The following is a 16,060-nucleotide window of genomic DNA, read 5'->3' as shown; positions in this document are numbered from 1 at the left end:
GGTGAGGGTGAGGATGCCTGCGCAGTGGGCGGCGGCTATTTCGCCGATGGAGTGTCCGGTGAGGTAGTCGGGGGTGATGCCGAAGGAGGTGATGAGGCGGTAGAGGGCGACTTCGATGGCGAAGAGTGCGGGTTGGGTGTATTGGGTGTCGTTGAGTTTGTCGCCGGTGGTGATGGTGTGGCGGAGGGGCTGTTCGAGGTGGGGGTCGAAGTGTGAGCAGATGTCGTTGAGGTGGCTGTCGAACTCGGGGTATATCGCCGCGAGTTCGTTGCCCATGTTGATGCGCTGGGCACCCTGGCCGGTGAAAAGGAAAGCGAGCTTTCCCTTTGCGGCTATCGTGGTCGCGGGGGGAGTTTCGGTGAATTCCGCGAGTTGCGCGAGGAGTTCGCCACGGCTGGTGGCGATAATGCCGGCGCGGTGGTCCAGTGCGGTACGGGTCAGGGCCGAGGAGTACGCCGTGTCCAGCGCGTTCTGGTCCGGGTGTGCTTCGAGGTGGGTGAGCAGCCGCTGCGCCTGCTCGGCGACGGCCTGGGGCGTCTTGCCCGACAGCAGCAACGGCACAGCACCCGCCGGACGGACGGTCTCCTCCGCCGGAGCGGCCTGCGCCTCGGCCGGGGGCTCCTCCACGATCACATGCGCATTCGTGCCGCCGAAGCCGAAGGACGACACCCCCGCCCGGCGCGGGCGTCCGGTCTCGGGCCAGGCGGTCTGCTCGGTGAGCAGCTCGACGGCCCCGGCCTCCCAGTCGACCATCGGCGTGGGGTCGTCGGCGTACAGGGACTTGGGGAGGACGCCGTGCCGGATCGCCTGGACCATCTTGATGACGCCGCCGACTCCGGCGGCGGCCTGGGCGTGGCCGATGTTGGACTTCAGCGAGCCCAGCAGGAGCGGCTGTTCGACCGGGCGGTTCTGTCCGTACGTGGCGAGGAGTGCCTGGGCCTCGATGGGGTCGCCCAGCCGGGTGCCGGTGCCGTGGGCCTCGACCGCGTCGACGTCGGCGGGGGTGAGGCGGGCGTTGGTGAGCGCCTGCCGGATGACGCGTTCCTGGGACGGGCCGTTCGGCGCGGTCAGACCGTTGCTGGCGCCGTCCTGGTTGACGGCGCTGCCGCGCAGCACGGCGAGCACCTGGTGGCCGTTCTTCTGCGCGTCGGAAAGCCGCTCCACGAGGAGCAGCCCGACGCCTTCCGACCAGCCGGTGCCGTCCGCGTCGGCGGCGAAGGACCGGCAGCGGCCGTCCGCCGCGAGGCCGCGCAGCCGGGAGAACTCCACGAAGGCGACGGGCGTCGACATCACCGTGGCGCCGCCCGCCAGCGCGAGATCGCATTCGCCGTTGCGCAGGGCGTTGGCCGCCAGGTGCAGGGCGACCAGGGACGACGAGCAGGCAGTGTCCACGGTGACCGCCGGGCCTTCGAAGCCGTACGTGTACGACAGCCGGCCCGAGGCGATGCTGCCCGCGCTGCCGCTGAACAGGTACCCCTCGAAACCGTCGGCCGGCAGATGCGGCCGCGAGCCGTAGTCGTTGTACATCACCCCGGTGAACACCCCGGTGCGTGAGCCGCGCAGCGCCGCCGGGTCGAGCCCCGCGCTCTCCAGCGTCTCCCACACCGTCTGCAGCAGGAGCCGCTGCTGCGGGTCGGCGGCCAGGGCCTCGCGCGGTGACATCCCGAAGAACTCGGCGTCGAAGCCGTCGGCGTCGTGCAGGAAGCCGCCCTCGCGGCCGTACGAGGTCCCCGCCCTGTCCGGGTCGGGGTCGTACAGGCTCTCCACGTCCCAGCCCCGGTTCTCGGGGAACGCGCTGATCGCGTCGGTGCCCTCGGCCACCAGGCGCCACAGCTCGTCGGGCGAGGTCACCCCGCCCGGGTAGCGGCACGCCATGCCCACGATCGCGATCGGCTCGTGCTGCCGGTCCTCGGCCTCGCGCAGCTGCCTGCGCGCGTCACGTGCGTCCGCGATCGCCTTCTTGAGGTAGTCGCGGAGTTTGTCCTCGCCCGCCATGGTTCTCTCAACTCCTGCTCGGTAAGGGCTGGTTGCCTCTGTTGCCTCTGATGTGCGCCGGGTCGAGCGGCGGGTCATTCCCGTTCGTCGAGCAGGGCGAAGAGCTCCTCGTCGGTGGCGGCGTCCAGGTCGTCGGTGGTGTCGTCCTCGGCGGGGGCCGGCCGGCCCGCCGCGTCGGCGGCGTCCAGCAGCTCCCGCAGCCGTGTGACGATCCGGCCGTGGGCGTCGGCGTCACCCGCCGCCGCCTCGACAGCGGGCCGCAGCCGGGCCAGTTCGGCCAGCAGCGGTTCGTCCGCCGTCATCTCGTCGACCGCCAGCCGCTCCCGCAGATACGTCGCCAGCGCCCCCGGGGTCGGCTGGTCGAAGGCGATCGTGGTGGGCAGCCGCAGCCCGGTCTCGGCGGCCAGCTGGTTGCGCAGCTCGACGGCGGTCAGCGAGTCGAAGCCCAGCTCCTGAAGGGCACGCCCGGGTGCGATCTCCGTCGGGTCCGGGTGACCCAGCACCGCGGCCACCCGGCCGCGCACCAGGTCCGTGAGCATCACGTCCCGGTCGGCGGGGCGTGCCGCGGCCAGCCGTTCGGCCAGGCCGGGGCCGGAACCGGCGCCCGCGGACACGCTCGCCGCGCGCTTCGGCGCCGTACGGACCAGGCCGCGCAGCAGGGCCGGCGGGGCTTCGCCCGAGGCCCGCAGGGCGGCGGTGTCCAGCCGGGTGACCGCGAGCAGCGCCTCACCGGTGCCGGGGGCCGCGTCGAACAGCGCCATCGCGTCGTCGGTCGACAGCGGGCGCAGCCCGGAGCGGGCCAGCCGGCGCAGGTCGGCGTCGGAGAGGTGCCCGCTGAGCGCACTGGCCTCCGCCCACAGGCCCCAGGCCAGCGAGGTGCCGGGCAGGCCGAGCGCACGGCGGTGCGCGGCCAGGGCGTCCAGGAAGGTGTTGCCCGCCGCGTAGTTCGCCTGACCGGCGGTGCCGAGCAGGCCGGCGACGGAGGAGTACAGCACGAACGCCGACAGGTCCAGGTCGCGGGTCAGCTCGTGCAGGTGCCAGGCCGCGTCGGTCTTCGGCCGCAGGACGGCATCCAGGCGCTCGGGGGTGAGCGAGGCGACCGTGGTGTCGTCCAGGACACCGGCCGTGTGGACGACGCCGGTCAGCGGATGCTCCGCCGGTACGGTGCCCAGCAGTGCGGCGACCTGGTCGCGGTCGGCCACATCGCACGCGGCGACCGTGACCTCGGCGCCCGACCCGGCCAGCTCCGCGCTCAGTTCGGCCGACCCCGGGGCGTTCGCGCCGCGCCTGCTCACCAGCAGCAGGTGGCGCACGCCGTGCTGCCGCACCAGGTGCCGGGCGAGCACAGCGCCGAGCGCACCGGTGGCGCCGGTCACCAGGACCGTGCCGTCGCCCCAGCCGGGGGCGGTGCCACCGTCCTGCGGCGGGGCGGTGCGGGCCAGCCTCGGGACGAGCAGTTCTCCTTCACGTAGGGCGAGCTGGGGCTCGACGCTGTCCAGGGCGCGGGCGAGGTGACGGGCCTCGTCCGCCTTGTTGCTGTCCTTGCCGTCCCGGTCGTCCCGGTCCAGGTCGATGAGGACGATCCGGTCCGGGCTCTCCGTCTGTGCGGACCGGAGCAGGCCCCAGACCGGTGCGTGCACCAGGTCCGTCTCCTGCCCGGCGGCCGTGGCGACGGCGCCCCGGGTGACCACGGCGAGCCGCGATCCGGCGAACCGGTCGTCGGCCAGCCACTCCTGGACGACCGCCAGGACCCGGTGCAGGGCGGCGCGGGCCGCCTCCGGCACCGCCGCCCCCTCGGCGGGGGCGCTCACCGCGTGCAGCGGCAGCACCACCACGGGCGGCAGCGCTCCGCCGGCGTCGAGCGCGGCGCCCAGGTCGCCGAGCGCGGGATACGCCGTGCCTCCGGCGCCCCGCAGGGAGTCCGCCGAGCCGATCACGGCCCAGGCCGAGGCGTCGGCCCCTGCGACCGGGGCCCCGGCCCCCGACAGCACGGACCACTCCACCCGGAGCAGCCCGTCCGCCGTCCCGCCGCCCGCCGCGCGCACCGCGTCCGCCGACAGCGGCCGCAGTGTGAGCGCGTCCACGGAGGCCACCGGCGCACCCGTGCCGTCCGCCACCGTCAAGGCGTACACCGGTGAGTCGGCGTCACCCTCGGGCGCCGGCGTCAGCCGCACCCGCAGGCTCGCCGGACCGGTCGCGTGCACCGTGACTCCCGACCAGGAGAACGGCAGCCAGGAGCGTCCGTCCTCGGCCGCGACCCCCGGCAGCAGCGGGTGCAGCGCCGCGTCCAGCAGGGCCGGGTGCACGGTGAACCGGGGTGCCTCGCCGCGCAGTTCGTCGCCCAGCGCTACCTCGGCGTACAGCTCGCCCGCCGGGCCCGTCCACAGCCGCCGCAGGTTCTGGAACGCCGTCCCGTAGTCGTAGTCCACCGCCGCGAGCCGGTCGTACGCCCCGCTCAGATCCCGCTCGGTGGCGCCGGGCGGGGGCCACGCCGTGAGGCCATCACCGGCACCGCTCCCGCCCCCGTGACCATCGCCCGCGGTGAGCCGCCCGTGCGCGTGCAGGGTCCACGGCTCGTCGTCCGTACCGCCGTCCGGGCGGGAGTGCACCCGGACCGCCCGGCCGCCGTCGGCGTCCGGTGCCGACACCGACACCTGGAGCTGTACGCCGCCGTGCTCGGCCAGCACCAGCGGTGCGGCCAGGGTCAGCTCCTCCACCCCGGAGGCGCCGGCCTGCTCCGCCGCCCGCAGGGCCAGTTCGAGCAGCCCGGTCGCCGGCACCAGCACGGTGCCCGCGACGGCGTGGGCGGTCAGCCACGGGTGGCTGTGCCGGGAGAGGCGGCCGGTCAGGACGTGCTCGTCCCGGTCCGCCAGCGCGACCGAGGCCCCGAGCAGCGGATGACCGGCCGCGGCCAGACCGAACCCGGCCGCGTCCCCCACGGTGGCCGGGGCGTCCAGCCAGTACCGCCGGTGCTGGAACGCGTAGCCCGGCAGCTCGACCCGCCGGGCCCCCGGGAACACCGTGTCCCAGCGCACCGGGGCGCCACGCAGCGCCAGCTGGGCCAGGGCGGAGGCGAACACCACGTCCTCGGGGCGGCCCCTGCGCAGGGCCGGAGCGAGCGCCCCGGTCCGCTCCTCGTCGAGGCACTCGCGTACCAGCGCGGTCAGCACACCGTCCGGGCCCAGCTCCAGCCACTCCGTGACACCCCGCTCCGCGAGATGCCGTACGCCGTCCATGAACCGGACGGCTTCACGGATGTGCCGCGCCCAGTACTCCGGCGACGCCAGGTCCTCGGCGGTGCCCAGCACCCCGGTGACGTTGGAGACCACGGGGATGCGCGGCGCGTGGAAGGTCAGCCCCTCGGCGACCTGGCGGAACTCGTCGAGGATCTCCTCCATGTGCGGGGAGTGGAACGCGTGGCTGACCGGCAGCCGCTTGACCCTGCTGCCCCGGGCGCGCCAGAGCGCCATCACCTCGTCCACGGCCGGGGCGTCACCGGAGATCACGGTGGAGCGGGGGCCGTTGACCCCGGCGACGGCGACCGCGTCACCGTACGGGGTGAGCGTGGCCCGCACCTCGTCCTCGGCGGCCTCGACGGCGGCCATCGCGCCGCCCTCCCGCGCGGCCTGCATGAGCCGGCCGCGCTCGGCGACCAGGACACACGCGTCCGGCAGGTCCAGGACGCCCGCCAGGTGGGCGGCGGTGACCTCGCCGATGGAGTGGCCGAGCAGGAAGTCCGGTGTCAGGCCGTGGTGTTCGGCCAGCCGGAACAGTGCGGTCTCCACCGCGAACAGCGCTGCCTGGGTGAACGCCGTCTGGTCGATCAGCGCCGAGTCCGCCGACCCCTCGGGGGCGAACAGCACCTGCTTGAGCGGGCGCACCAGCTCCCGGTCGAGGTGCTCGCAGACCGCGTCGAGCGCGGCCGCGAAGACCGGGGACGCCGCGTACAGCTCCCGGCCCATGCCGAGCCGCTGGGCACCCTGCCCGGTGAGGAGGAACGCCGTCCGGCCCCGGTGGACCCCGGAACCGTGGCCCCGTACCACGGCGGGCGACGGCTCACCACGGCTCAACGCGCCGAGCGCGTCCATCAGTTGGTCGCGGCCGGAGCCGACGACGGCAGCCGTGTGGCTGTGCACGGCACGGGTGGTGGCCAGCGAGAGCCCGATGTCCGCGACGCTCGGGCCGGGCTGCTCCGCCAGCCGGGCGTGCAGCCGCCCGGCCTGGGCGCGCAGGGCGTCCTCGCCACGCGCCGACACCAGCCACGGCACGGCTCCCGGCCCGTCAGTCCCGGAGGCAGCGGGTTCGGGGGCCGGCAGCGGGCTCTGCTCGATGATCACGTGGGCGTTGGTGCCGCTGATACCGAAGGACGACACCGCCGCCCGGCGCGGGCGGCCGGTCTCCGGCCACTCCGTGCGCTCGGTGAGGAGCTCCACCGCGCCGGACTCCCAGTCGACCATCGGGGTCGGCTCGTCCAGGTGCAGGGTGCGGGGCAGGGTGCCGTGCCGCATGGCCTGCACCATCTTGATGACGCCGCCGACTCCGGCGGCCGCCTGGGCGTGTCCGATGTTGGACTTCAACGAGCCCAGCAGGAGCGGCTGTTCGGCCGGGCGGTCCTGTCCGTACGTGGCGAGGAGTGCCTGGGCCTCGATGGGGTCGCCCAGCTTCGTACCGGTGCCGTGGGCCTCCACCGCGTCCACATCCGCCGGTGCCAGCCCCGCGTCCGCCAGCGCCTGGCGGATCACCCGCTCCTGGGACGGGCCGTTGGGGGCGGTGAGGCCGTTGCTCGCGCCGTCCTGGTTCACCGCGCTGCCGCGCAGCACGGCGAGCACCTGGTGGCCGTTCTTCTGCGCGTCGGAGAGCCGCTCCACGAGGAGCAGCCCGACGCCTTCCGACCAGCCGGTGCCGTCCGCGTCGGCGGCGAAGGAGCGGCAGCGGCCGTCCGCCGAGAGGCCGCGCTGACGTGAGAACTCCACGAAGACGCTCGGTCCCGCCATCACGGTGACCCCGCCCGCCAGGGCCAGGTCGCATTCGCCGTTGCGCAGGGCGTTGGCCGCCAGGTGCAGGGCGACCAGGGACGACGAGCAGGCCGTGTCCACAGTCACGGCCGGGCCCTCGAAGCCGTACGTGTACGACAGCCGGCCCGACACCACGCTGGAGAGGTTGCCCGCGAGCAGGAACCCCTCGTACTCCTCGGGGGAGCTCGTCAGCCGGGAGACGTAGTCGTCGTACATCGCTCCGGTGAACACCCCGGTGCGTGAGCCGCGCAGTGCCGCCGGGTCGAGTCCCGCGCTCTCCATCGTCTCCCACGCCGTCTCCAGCAGCAGCCGGTGCTGGGGGTCGGTCGCGGTGGCCTCGCGCGGCGAGATGCCGAAGAACTCCCGGTCGAACCGGTCGGCCTCGTGCAGGAATCCGCCGTGGCGGACGTACGAGGTGCCGGTGTGGTCCGGGTCCGGGTCGTACAGCTTCTCCAGGTCCCAGCCCCGGTTGACCGGGAACTCGCTGATCGCGTCCACCTCGTCGGCGACCAGCCGCCACAGGTCGTCGGGCGAGGCGACACCGCCGGGGTAGCGGCAGGCCATGCCGACGATCGCGATCGGCTCGTCCCGGTCGGCGGCGCGCACCACCGCGGCGGGTGCGGACACCTTCGGCGCGGGCCCGACGAGGGTGAGCAGGTGTTCCGCGAGCGCCTGCGGCGACGGGTGGTCGAAGACGACGGTGGCGGGCAGCCGGATGCCGGTCGCGGTGTTGAGCCGGTTGCGCAGCTCGACCCCGGCCAGCGAGTCGAACCCCGTCTCGTTGAAGGCGCGGCGCGGGTCGAGCGCCGTCGCGTCGGCGTGGCCGAGGACCCCGGCCACGGTGTCCCGCACCAGGGCCAGTACCGCGTCCGCGCGCTCGTCGACGGGGAGCGCGGCGGTGAGCTGCGCCCAGCCGCCGTCGCCGCCCGAGGCCTGGGCGGCGGCCCGGCGCGGAGCGGCCTTGACGAGGCCGCGCAGCAGGGCGGCTGGCGGCTCGGTGCGTGCGCGCAGCGCGGCCAGGTCGAACGCCACGGGGGCCCGCAGCGGCTGCCCGTCCAGGAGCGCGCGGTCGAAGAGCGCGAGCCCCTGCTCCGGGGTGAGCGGCCGGATCCCGGCCCGGCGCCACCGGGCGAGGTCGGCCTCACCGAGGGTGGAGCCCATGCCGTGGGTGGCGTCCCACAGGCCCCAGGCCAGCGAGGTGGCGGCCAGGCCGAGCGCGTGGCGGTGTGCGGCCAGGGCGTCCAGGAAGGTGTTGGCGGCCGCGTAGTTGGCCTGCCCGGCGGTGCCGGTGAGGCCGGAGACGGACGAGAACAGCACGAACGCGGCCAGGTTCAGCCCATGCGTCAGGTCGTGCAGGTGCCAGGCCGCGTCGGCCTTGGGGCGCAGGACGGCCGCCAGGCGCCCGGGGGTCAGCGCCTCGACGGTGGCGTCGTCGAGCAGCCCCGCCGTGTGGACGATGCCGGTCAGCGGATGCTCTGCCGGTACGGTGCCCAGCAGTGCGGCGACCTGGTCGCGGTCGGCCACGTCGCACGCGGCGACCGTGACCTCGGCGCCGAGCTCTTCGAGGGCGGAGCGGAGTGCGGGCACGCCGGCGGCCCGTTCACCGCTGCGACTGGCCAGCAGCAGGTGGCGTACGCCGTGGCGGGTGACGAGGTGGCGGGCGAAGAGCGCGCCGAGTCCGCCGGTGCCGCCGGTGATCAGTACCGTCCCGTCGGGGTCGAGTGCGGAAGGGGCTGTGAGGGGGCCGTCGGCCGGGGCGGGGGTGGAGACGGTTGCGCGGACCAGTCGTGGTGCCAGCAACCGGCCTTCCCGCACGGCGAACTGGGGCTCATCGGTGGTCAGCGCCGACAGGTCGTCGGACCCGTCCACATCGGCCAGGACCAGCCGGCCCGGGTGCTCGGCCTGCACGGCACGGACCAGGCCCCACACCGGGGCGTCGGCCAGTCCGGTGATCTCCTCGCCGTCGCGGACCGCCACCGCGCCCCGGGTGACCACGGCCAGCCGCACATCGGCGTACCGCTCGTCGGCCAGGAACCGCTGCACCACGTCCAGGACGTGTGCGGCGGTATGGTGCGCGGCGCGCACGGGGCCGTCGTCCGCCCCGCCGGGCGCCGGAGTGTGCAGGACGAGCGCGTCCACGCCGTCCAGCGCCCCCGGGTCGGGAAGCACCCCGTCCCGCACCTCCAGGACCGAGGCGGCCCCGGTCGGTGCGGAAGCGGGCAGCGCGGTCCATTCCACGGCGTACAGATGCTCACCGCCGCCCTGTGCCGCGCCCGCGAGGCCGGACCTCGGCACGGCCCGCAGCACCAGCGACTCCACCGCCGCCACGGCCGCGCCGGTGGCGTCGGCGAGGGTCAGCGCGAAGGTGTCGGGGCCCACGGGGGCGATGTGCACCCGCAGCTCCGTCGCCCCCGTCGCGTACAGCTGGGCGCCCGTCCAGGCGAACGGCAGCCGCACCGCTCCGTCGCCCGCCGCGTCGGCGGCGTGCAGGACCAGGGGGTGGAGCACGGCGTCGAGGAGCGCCGGGTGCACGCCGAACCGGTCGGCGTGCGCGTGCTGTTCGGCGGGCAGCCGCACCTCGGCGAACAGGTCGTCGCCGGAGCGCCACAGCTTCGTCAGGCCGCGGAAGGCGGGCCCGTACGCGTATCCGAGGTCCGCGAGCCGGTCGTACACGCCCTCAAGGGGCTCGGCCACCGCACCGGCGGGCGGCCACTGCCGCAGCTCCTCGCCGGGGCCGCCCGAGACGCCGGGGCCGCCGAGGACGCCGGAGACATGGCGCACCCACGGCTCGTCGTCGGCGGCCGCGTGGCCGGGCCTGGCGTGCACGCCGAACGGGCGGCTGCCGTCGGCGGCCGGGGGGCCTACCGCGACCTGGACGCGGACCGCCGCGTCGGCGGGCAGCAGCAGCGGCGCCTCCAGGGTCAGATCACCGACCCGGTCGATGCCGACGCGCTCGCCGGCGGCCAGGGCCAGCTCGACGAAGGCGGTCGCGGGCACCAGCACCCCGCCGCCGACGGCGTGGTCCGCGAGCCACGGGTGGGTGGCGGTGGAGAGCACACCGCTGAGCACCAGGTCCTCGCGGCCCGCGAGGTCCACGGCGGTGGACAGCAGCGGATGCTCCGCCGGGGCCAGACCGAACGACCGCGCGTCGCCCGGACTCCGGGGCGCCAGCCAGTAGTGCTCGCGCTGGAAGGGGTACGTCGGCAGGTCGGTGGGGCGGCCCCCGGGGAAGAACGAGGCCCCGTCGAGCGGCGCCCCGTGGACCCGGGCGGCGGCCAGCCCCAGGGCCAGCGTCGCCGCCTCGGGGCGCCCGGCGCGCAGCAGAGCCACGGTGGCCGCCGCCTCGCCGGTGACGCCGGAGCGGGTGAGCGGTGCGAGGACCGCGTCGGGGCCGAGCTCCACGAACACGGTGGCGCCGTGCGCCTCCAGCTCGCGGACCGCGTCGAGGAAGCGCACGGCCTGGCGGATCTGGCCCGTCCAGTAGTCGGGGGAGGTCAGTTCGGCGGCGGTGGCCAGGCGGCCGGTGACTGTAGAGACGAGGGGGACGGTGGGCTCGTGGAAGGTGAGCCCGGCCGCGACCGCGCGGAACTCCGCGAGTACGTCGTCCATGTGCGGCGAGTGGAAGGCGTGGCTGACCTGGAGGCGGCGGGTGCGCCGGCCCAGCGCCCGGATCCGCTCGGCGACCGCTTCGGCCGCGTCCTGGTCGCCGGAGACGACCACGGAGGCGGGCCCGTTGACGGCCGCCACGGAGAGCCGGCCCTCGAACTCCTGCATCAGATCGGTGAGTTCGGACTCCTGGGCCTCCAGGGCGATCATCGCGCCGCCCGCGCGCGCCGACTCCATGAGCCGGCCCCGGGCGGCCACCAGGCGCGCCGCGTCCGCCAGCGACAGGACGCCCGCGCAGTGCGCCGCGGCCAGCTCGCCGATGGAGTGCCCGGCGAGCAGGTCGGGGGTCAGCCCGTGGTGCCCGGCGAGGCGGAACAGCGCGACCTCGATCGCGAACAGCGCGGGCTGGGTGTACGCCGTGCGGTGCAGCGGCGAGAGGTCCGCGCCCGGCTCCGCGCTCTCCTCCTCGTCCGCGAACATCACCTCTCGCAGCGGGAGTTCGAGGTGCGCGTCCAGGGCGGCGCAGACCTCGTCGAGAGCCTGGGCGAACACCGGGTGCGCCGCGTACAGCTCGCGCCCCATGCCGGCCCGCTGGACGCCCTGCCCGGTGAACAGGAAGGCGGTCCGGCCCGCGTGGGCCGCGCTGCCGGTGACCACCGCGCCGTCCTCCCGGCCCTCGGCGAGTGCGCCGAGCCCGGCGAGCAGCTCCTCCCGGGTGGCGGCGACGACGGCCGCGCGGTGGGGGAGTGCGGTACGGGTGGTGGCCAGCGAGAATCCGATGTCGGCCGGGCGGGAGGTGCCCGCTCCGACGAACTCACTTATCTGGGAAGCCTGTTCGCGCAGTGCCGGGCCGTCATGGGCGGACAGCAGCCACGGGGCCGGGGCGGCCGGCGGCCAGGCGGCGGGAACATCCGCCGCCACCGGCGCGTCCTCCTCCGCCGCCTGCTCCAGCACGACGTGGGCGTTGGTGCCGCTGATGCCGAAGGACGACACGGCGGCGCGGCGCGGGCGGCCGGTCTCCGGCCAGTCGGTGCGCTCGGTGAGGAGCTCCACCGCCCCGGACTCCCAGTCGGCCATCGGCGTCGGCTCGTCCACGTGCAGGGTGCGGGGCAGCACGCCGTGCCGCATGGCCTGCACCATCTTGATGACGCCGCCGACTCCGGCGGCCGCCTGGGCGTGCCCGATGTTGGACTTCAGCGAGCCGAGGAGCACCGGGGCGCGCTCCCCGCGGTGCTGCCCGTAGGTCGCGAGCAGCGCCTCCGCCTCGATGGGGTCGCCGAGCTTCGTGCCGGTGCCGTGCGCCTCCACCGCGTCGACGTCCGCCGTCGCCAGGCCCGCGTCGGCCAGGGCCTGGCGGATGACCTGCTGCTGGGCGGGGCCGTTGGGGGCGGTCAGCCCGTTGCTGGCGCCGTCCTGGTTGATGGCGGTGCCCCGGACGACGGCCAGGACGCGGTGCCCGTTGCGGCGGGCGTCGGAGAGCCGCTCGACGACGAGGAGCCCCACGCCCTCGGCCCACGAGGTGCCGTCGGCCGAGGCGGCGAACGACTTCGACCGGCCGTCGCCGGCCAGCCCGCGCTGGCGGGAGAACTCCACGAACATGCCGGGCGACGACATGACCGTCGCTCCGCCCGCGATCGCGAACGACGACTCGCCGGAGCGCAGCGAGCGCACCGCCAGGTGCAGTGCGGTGAGCGACGACGAGCACGCCGTGTCGACGGTCACCGCCGGTCCCACCAGGCCCAGTTGGTAGGCGATCCGGCCGGACATGACGCTCGGGGTGGTGCCGGTCAGCAGGTGGCCCTCGACGCTGTCCGGGGCGTCCTGCATCCGGGGCCCGTAGTCCAGGGTGGTGGCGCCGACGAAGACGCCCGTACGGCTGCCGCGCAGTTCGTCCGCGTCCAGCCCGGCCCGCTCGACGGCCTCCCACGCGGTCTCCAGGAGCAGCCGCTGCTGGGGGTCCATCGCCAGGGCCTCGCGCGGCGAGATGCCGAAGAAGGCGTTGTCGAACCGGGCGGCGTCGGCGAGGAACCCGCCCTCGCGCACGGTGCTGTGGCCGCTGCGGCCCGGGTCGCTGTCGTACAGGTCGCTGTCCCAGCCCCGGTCGGTGGGGAACCCGGAGACGGCGTCGGTGCCGTCGGCGACCAGCCGCCACAGGTCCTCGGGCGAGGTGACCCCGCCGGGGTAGCGGCACGCCATGCCGATGATGGCGATCGGCTCGTCCGACCCGCCGGCGGCCGGCGCGGCCTCGGCCGCGGGGTCCGTACCGGTGAGGGCGGCCTTGAGGTGAGCGGTGAGGGCGGCGGGCGTCGGGTGGTCGAAGAGCAGCCCGGTGGGCAGCCGCAGCCCGGTGGCCTCGGAGAGCCTGCCCCGCAGCTCCACCGACATGAGCGAGTCGAAGCCCAGCTCCCTGAACGGGGTGTGCGGCGGCACCGGCCGCCCCGGCGCGTACTCCAGCACGGCCGCGGCCAACTGGCCCACCAGCGTGCCCACATCGGCGCCGGTTCCCACCCCTCCCGCCTGAGCGCCCGAGCGCTGCGGCGCGACCGGTTCCGGTGCGGATTCCGGCTCCGCCGTCCGCGCGGTGCCCGAGATCCAGTACCGCTCGCGCTGGAAGGCGTACGTCGGCAGCTCCACGCGGCGGCCACCGCGCCCCTCCTGCACGGCGGCCCAGTCCACCTCCGCGCCGCGCGTGAACACGGTGGCGAGCGCGGCGAGGAGGGTGCGCGGCTCCGGGCGCCCCCGGCGCAGCGCGGGCACAGCGACCACGGCGCCCGCGTCCCGTACGCAGTCGTCGGCCATCGCCGAGCAGACGCCGTCGGGGCCGAGCTCGAACAGGGTGGTGGCGCCCGCGTCCTCCAGGGCCCGCACGGTGTCCAGGAAGCGCACGGGGCGGCGGATCTGGTCCACCCAGTAGCCGGGCTCCGACCAGGCGCCGGTGACGGCCTCGCCGGTCACCGAGGACACCGCGTCGATGCCCGGCGCGCGCAGGGTGAGCCCGTCGACGACCGCCCGGAACGCGTCGAGCGCGGGCTCCATCAGCGGCGAGTGGAAGGCGTGCGAGACGGGGAGCCGCTTGGTCCTGCGGCCCTGCTCCCGCAGCCGGCCGGCGACGGCGAGCACCGCCTCCTCGGCGCCGGAGACCACCACGGAACGCGGTCCGTTGACGGCGCCGATGCCCACCAGGCCGTCGTGCGCGGGCAGCGAGGCGATGACCTCACGCAGCTCGGTCTCCACCTCGGCCTCGGTGGCCTCCACCGCCACCATCGCGCCACCCGGGGGCAGCTCCTGCATCAGCCGGCCGCGGGCCGCCACCAGCCGGGCCGCGTCACCCAGGTCGAGGACGCCCGCGACGTGCGCGGCGGCGATCTCCCCGATGGAGTGCCCGGCGACCAGCTCCGGCACCACGCCCCACGACTCCACGAGCCGGTACAGCGCCACCTCGACGGCGAACAGCGCGGGCTGGGTGAAGCCGGTCTCGTCCAGGCCGTCGCCGGAGGCGATCACCTCGCGCAGCGGCCGCTCGAGCAGCGGGTCCAGCTCGGCGCAGACCGCGTCGAACGCGGCGGCGAACGCCGGGTGGGCCTCGTACAGCTCCAGGCCCATGCCGGTCCGCTGGGCGCCCTGCCCGGTGAAGACGAACGCGAGCCGCCCCGGGGCCGGGGCCCCGGTCACCACATCCGCCGAAACGGTCCCCTCGGCGAGGGCGGCGAGAGCGGCCAGCGCGGCCACCGCACCCGCACCGTCCCCGGCGCCGGTCAGGACGACCGCCCGGTGCTCGAACACGGTACGGGTGGTGGCGAGCGACCGGCCGACGTCGGCCGGATCCGGCGCGTCCTCCCGGGCGAGCAGGCCGTGCAGCGCACCCGCCTGGGCGCGCAGCGCCTGCTCGGACCGGCCGGAGAGCACCAGCGGTACGGGACCGGCGACGCGGTCCGCAGCATCGCTCGACGCGTCGCCCGCCAGGGAGCCCGCCGCGTCGCTCGACGGGTCGTCCGCCACGCGCGCAGGCCCCTCCGTCAGCACGACGTGCGCGTTGGTGCCGCCCATCCCGAAGGAGGACACACCCGCGACGAGCTCACGCTCCGGCGCGGGCCACTCCGTCAGCTCGCGCTGCACGTCGAGACCAAGCTCCACCAGGGGGATCCGGGGGCCGGGCGAGGCGAAGTTGAGGCTCGCGGGCAGCCGGCGGTGGCGCAGCGCCAGCAGCGCCTTGAGCAGCCCGACGATGCCGGCCGCGCCCTCCAGGTGTCCCACGTTGGTCTTGGCCGAGCCGACCCGCAGCGGAGCCCGCGCCGGGCGCCCGGCGCCCAGGACCGCTCCCAGCGCGGCCGCCTCGACCGGGTCGCCCACCGGGGTGCCGGTGCCGTGCAGCTCGACGTACTGCACGGCCGCCGGGTCGACGCCCGCCTTGGCGTACGCCTCGCGCAGCACCCGCTCCTGGGAGCTCTGGCCGGGGACGGTGAGACCGGAGGTCGCCCCGTCGTTGTTGACCGCGCTGCCCCGCACGACACCGTAGATCCGGTCGCCGTCCGCCACGGCCCTCGCCAGCGGCTTGAGCACGACGACCGCGCCGCCCTCACCCCGGACGAAACCGTTGGCGCGGGCGTCGAAGGCGTACGTCGTACCGTCCGGCGAAAGGCCGCCGAAGCGCTCCTCGGTGACGGCGCCCTCGGCCAGGATGTTGAGGTTGACGCCCGCCGCGATCGCCGTGTCGCACTCACCGGCGCGCAGCGACTCGCAGGCCAGGTGCACGGCGACCAGGGACGAGGACTGGGCCGAGTCGACCGTCAGGCTCGGCCCGTGCAGCCCCAGGTGGTACGAGACCCGGTTGGCGATGACGCCCCGGTTGATGCCGGCCATGCTGTGCTGGGTGATGGCCCGGTCGCCGTACTGGTACAGCAGCGCCGCGTAGTCGTCGCGCAGGGTGCCCACGAACACGGCGGTACGGCTGCCGCGCAGCGCCGCCGGCCGGACGGCCGCGTCCTCCAGGGCCTCCCAGGCCAGCTCCAGCACCAGCCGCTGCTGCGGATCCATGGCGACGGCCTCACGCGGCGAGATGCCGAAGAACGCGGCGTCGAACGTGTCGACGGAGTCGAGGAACCCGCCCCGCCGCATGCCCGGCTCGGTGCCCTCGGGGGCCTCCGCTCCCGACGCGGCCCGCCAACGGCCCTCGGGCACACCGGTGATGGCGTCCGAGCCGGTGCTCAGCAGCTCCCAGAAGGCGGCGGGGCTGTCGGCCCCGGGAAGCCGGCAGGAGACTCCGACGACCGCGATGGGCCCCTCGTGCCCGCCGCGCTCCGTGGCCCTGGGGAAATGACTCTGATTCGTCATCGCGCTCGACTGCCCTTTCCAGCTGATGAAGACCTGACCGGCCGACCGCCAAAAGCATTTCGGTGAAACTGCCATGGATCGTAGGCAGGAAGCGCTCTCCGGCATCTCAGCGA

General features: G+C 75.4%; 2 protein-coding genes. Both read right to left on the bottom strand.

The features are described from left to right. A partial coding sequence (locus IE264_RS26930; RefSeq protein ID WP_190167712.1) for a type I polyketide synthase occupies positions 1–1,995 on the bottom strand: 1,995 nt, incomplete at its 3' end. Between the two features lie 74 nt (positions 1,996–2,069). Further along, positions 2,070–15,947, bottom strand: a complete 13,878-nt coding sequence (locus IE264_RS26925) for a type I polyketide synthase (protein ID WP_032759890.1) — start codon at positions 15,945–15,947, stop codon at positions 2,070–2,072. Between the last annotated feature and the right edge of the window lie 113 nt (positions 15,948–16,060).

This window comes from Streptomyces microflavus (assembly GCF_014650075.1).
In the GTDB taxonomy this organism is placed as follows: Bacteria; Actinomycetota; Actinomycetes; order Streptomycetales; family Streptomycetaceae; genus Streptomyces; species Streptomyces microflavus.
This window is presented reverse-complemented; position numbering and strand designations above follow the sequence as displayed.

Coding starts and splice junctions, on each gene's coding strand:
- IE264_RS26925 (WP_032759890.1), bottom strand. CDS start 15,947: ATGACGAATCAGAGTCATTTCCCCAGGGCCACGGAGCGCGGCGGGCAC.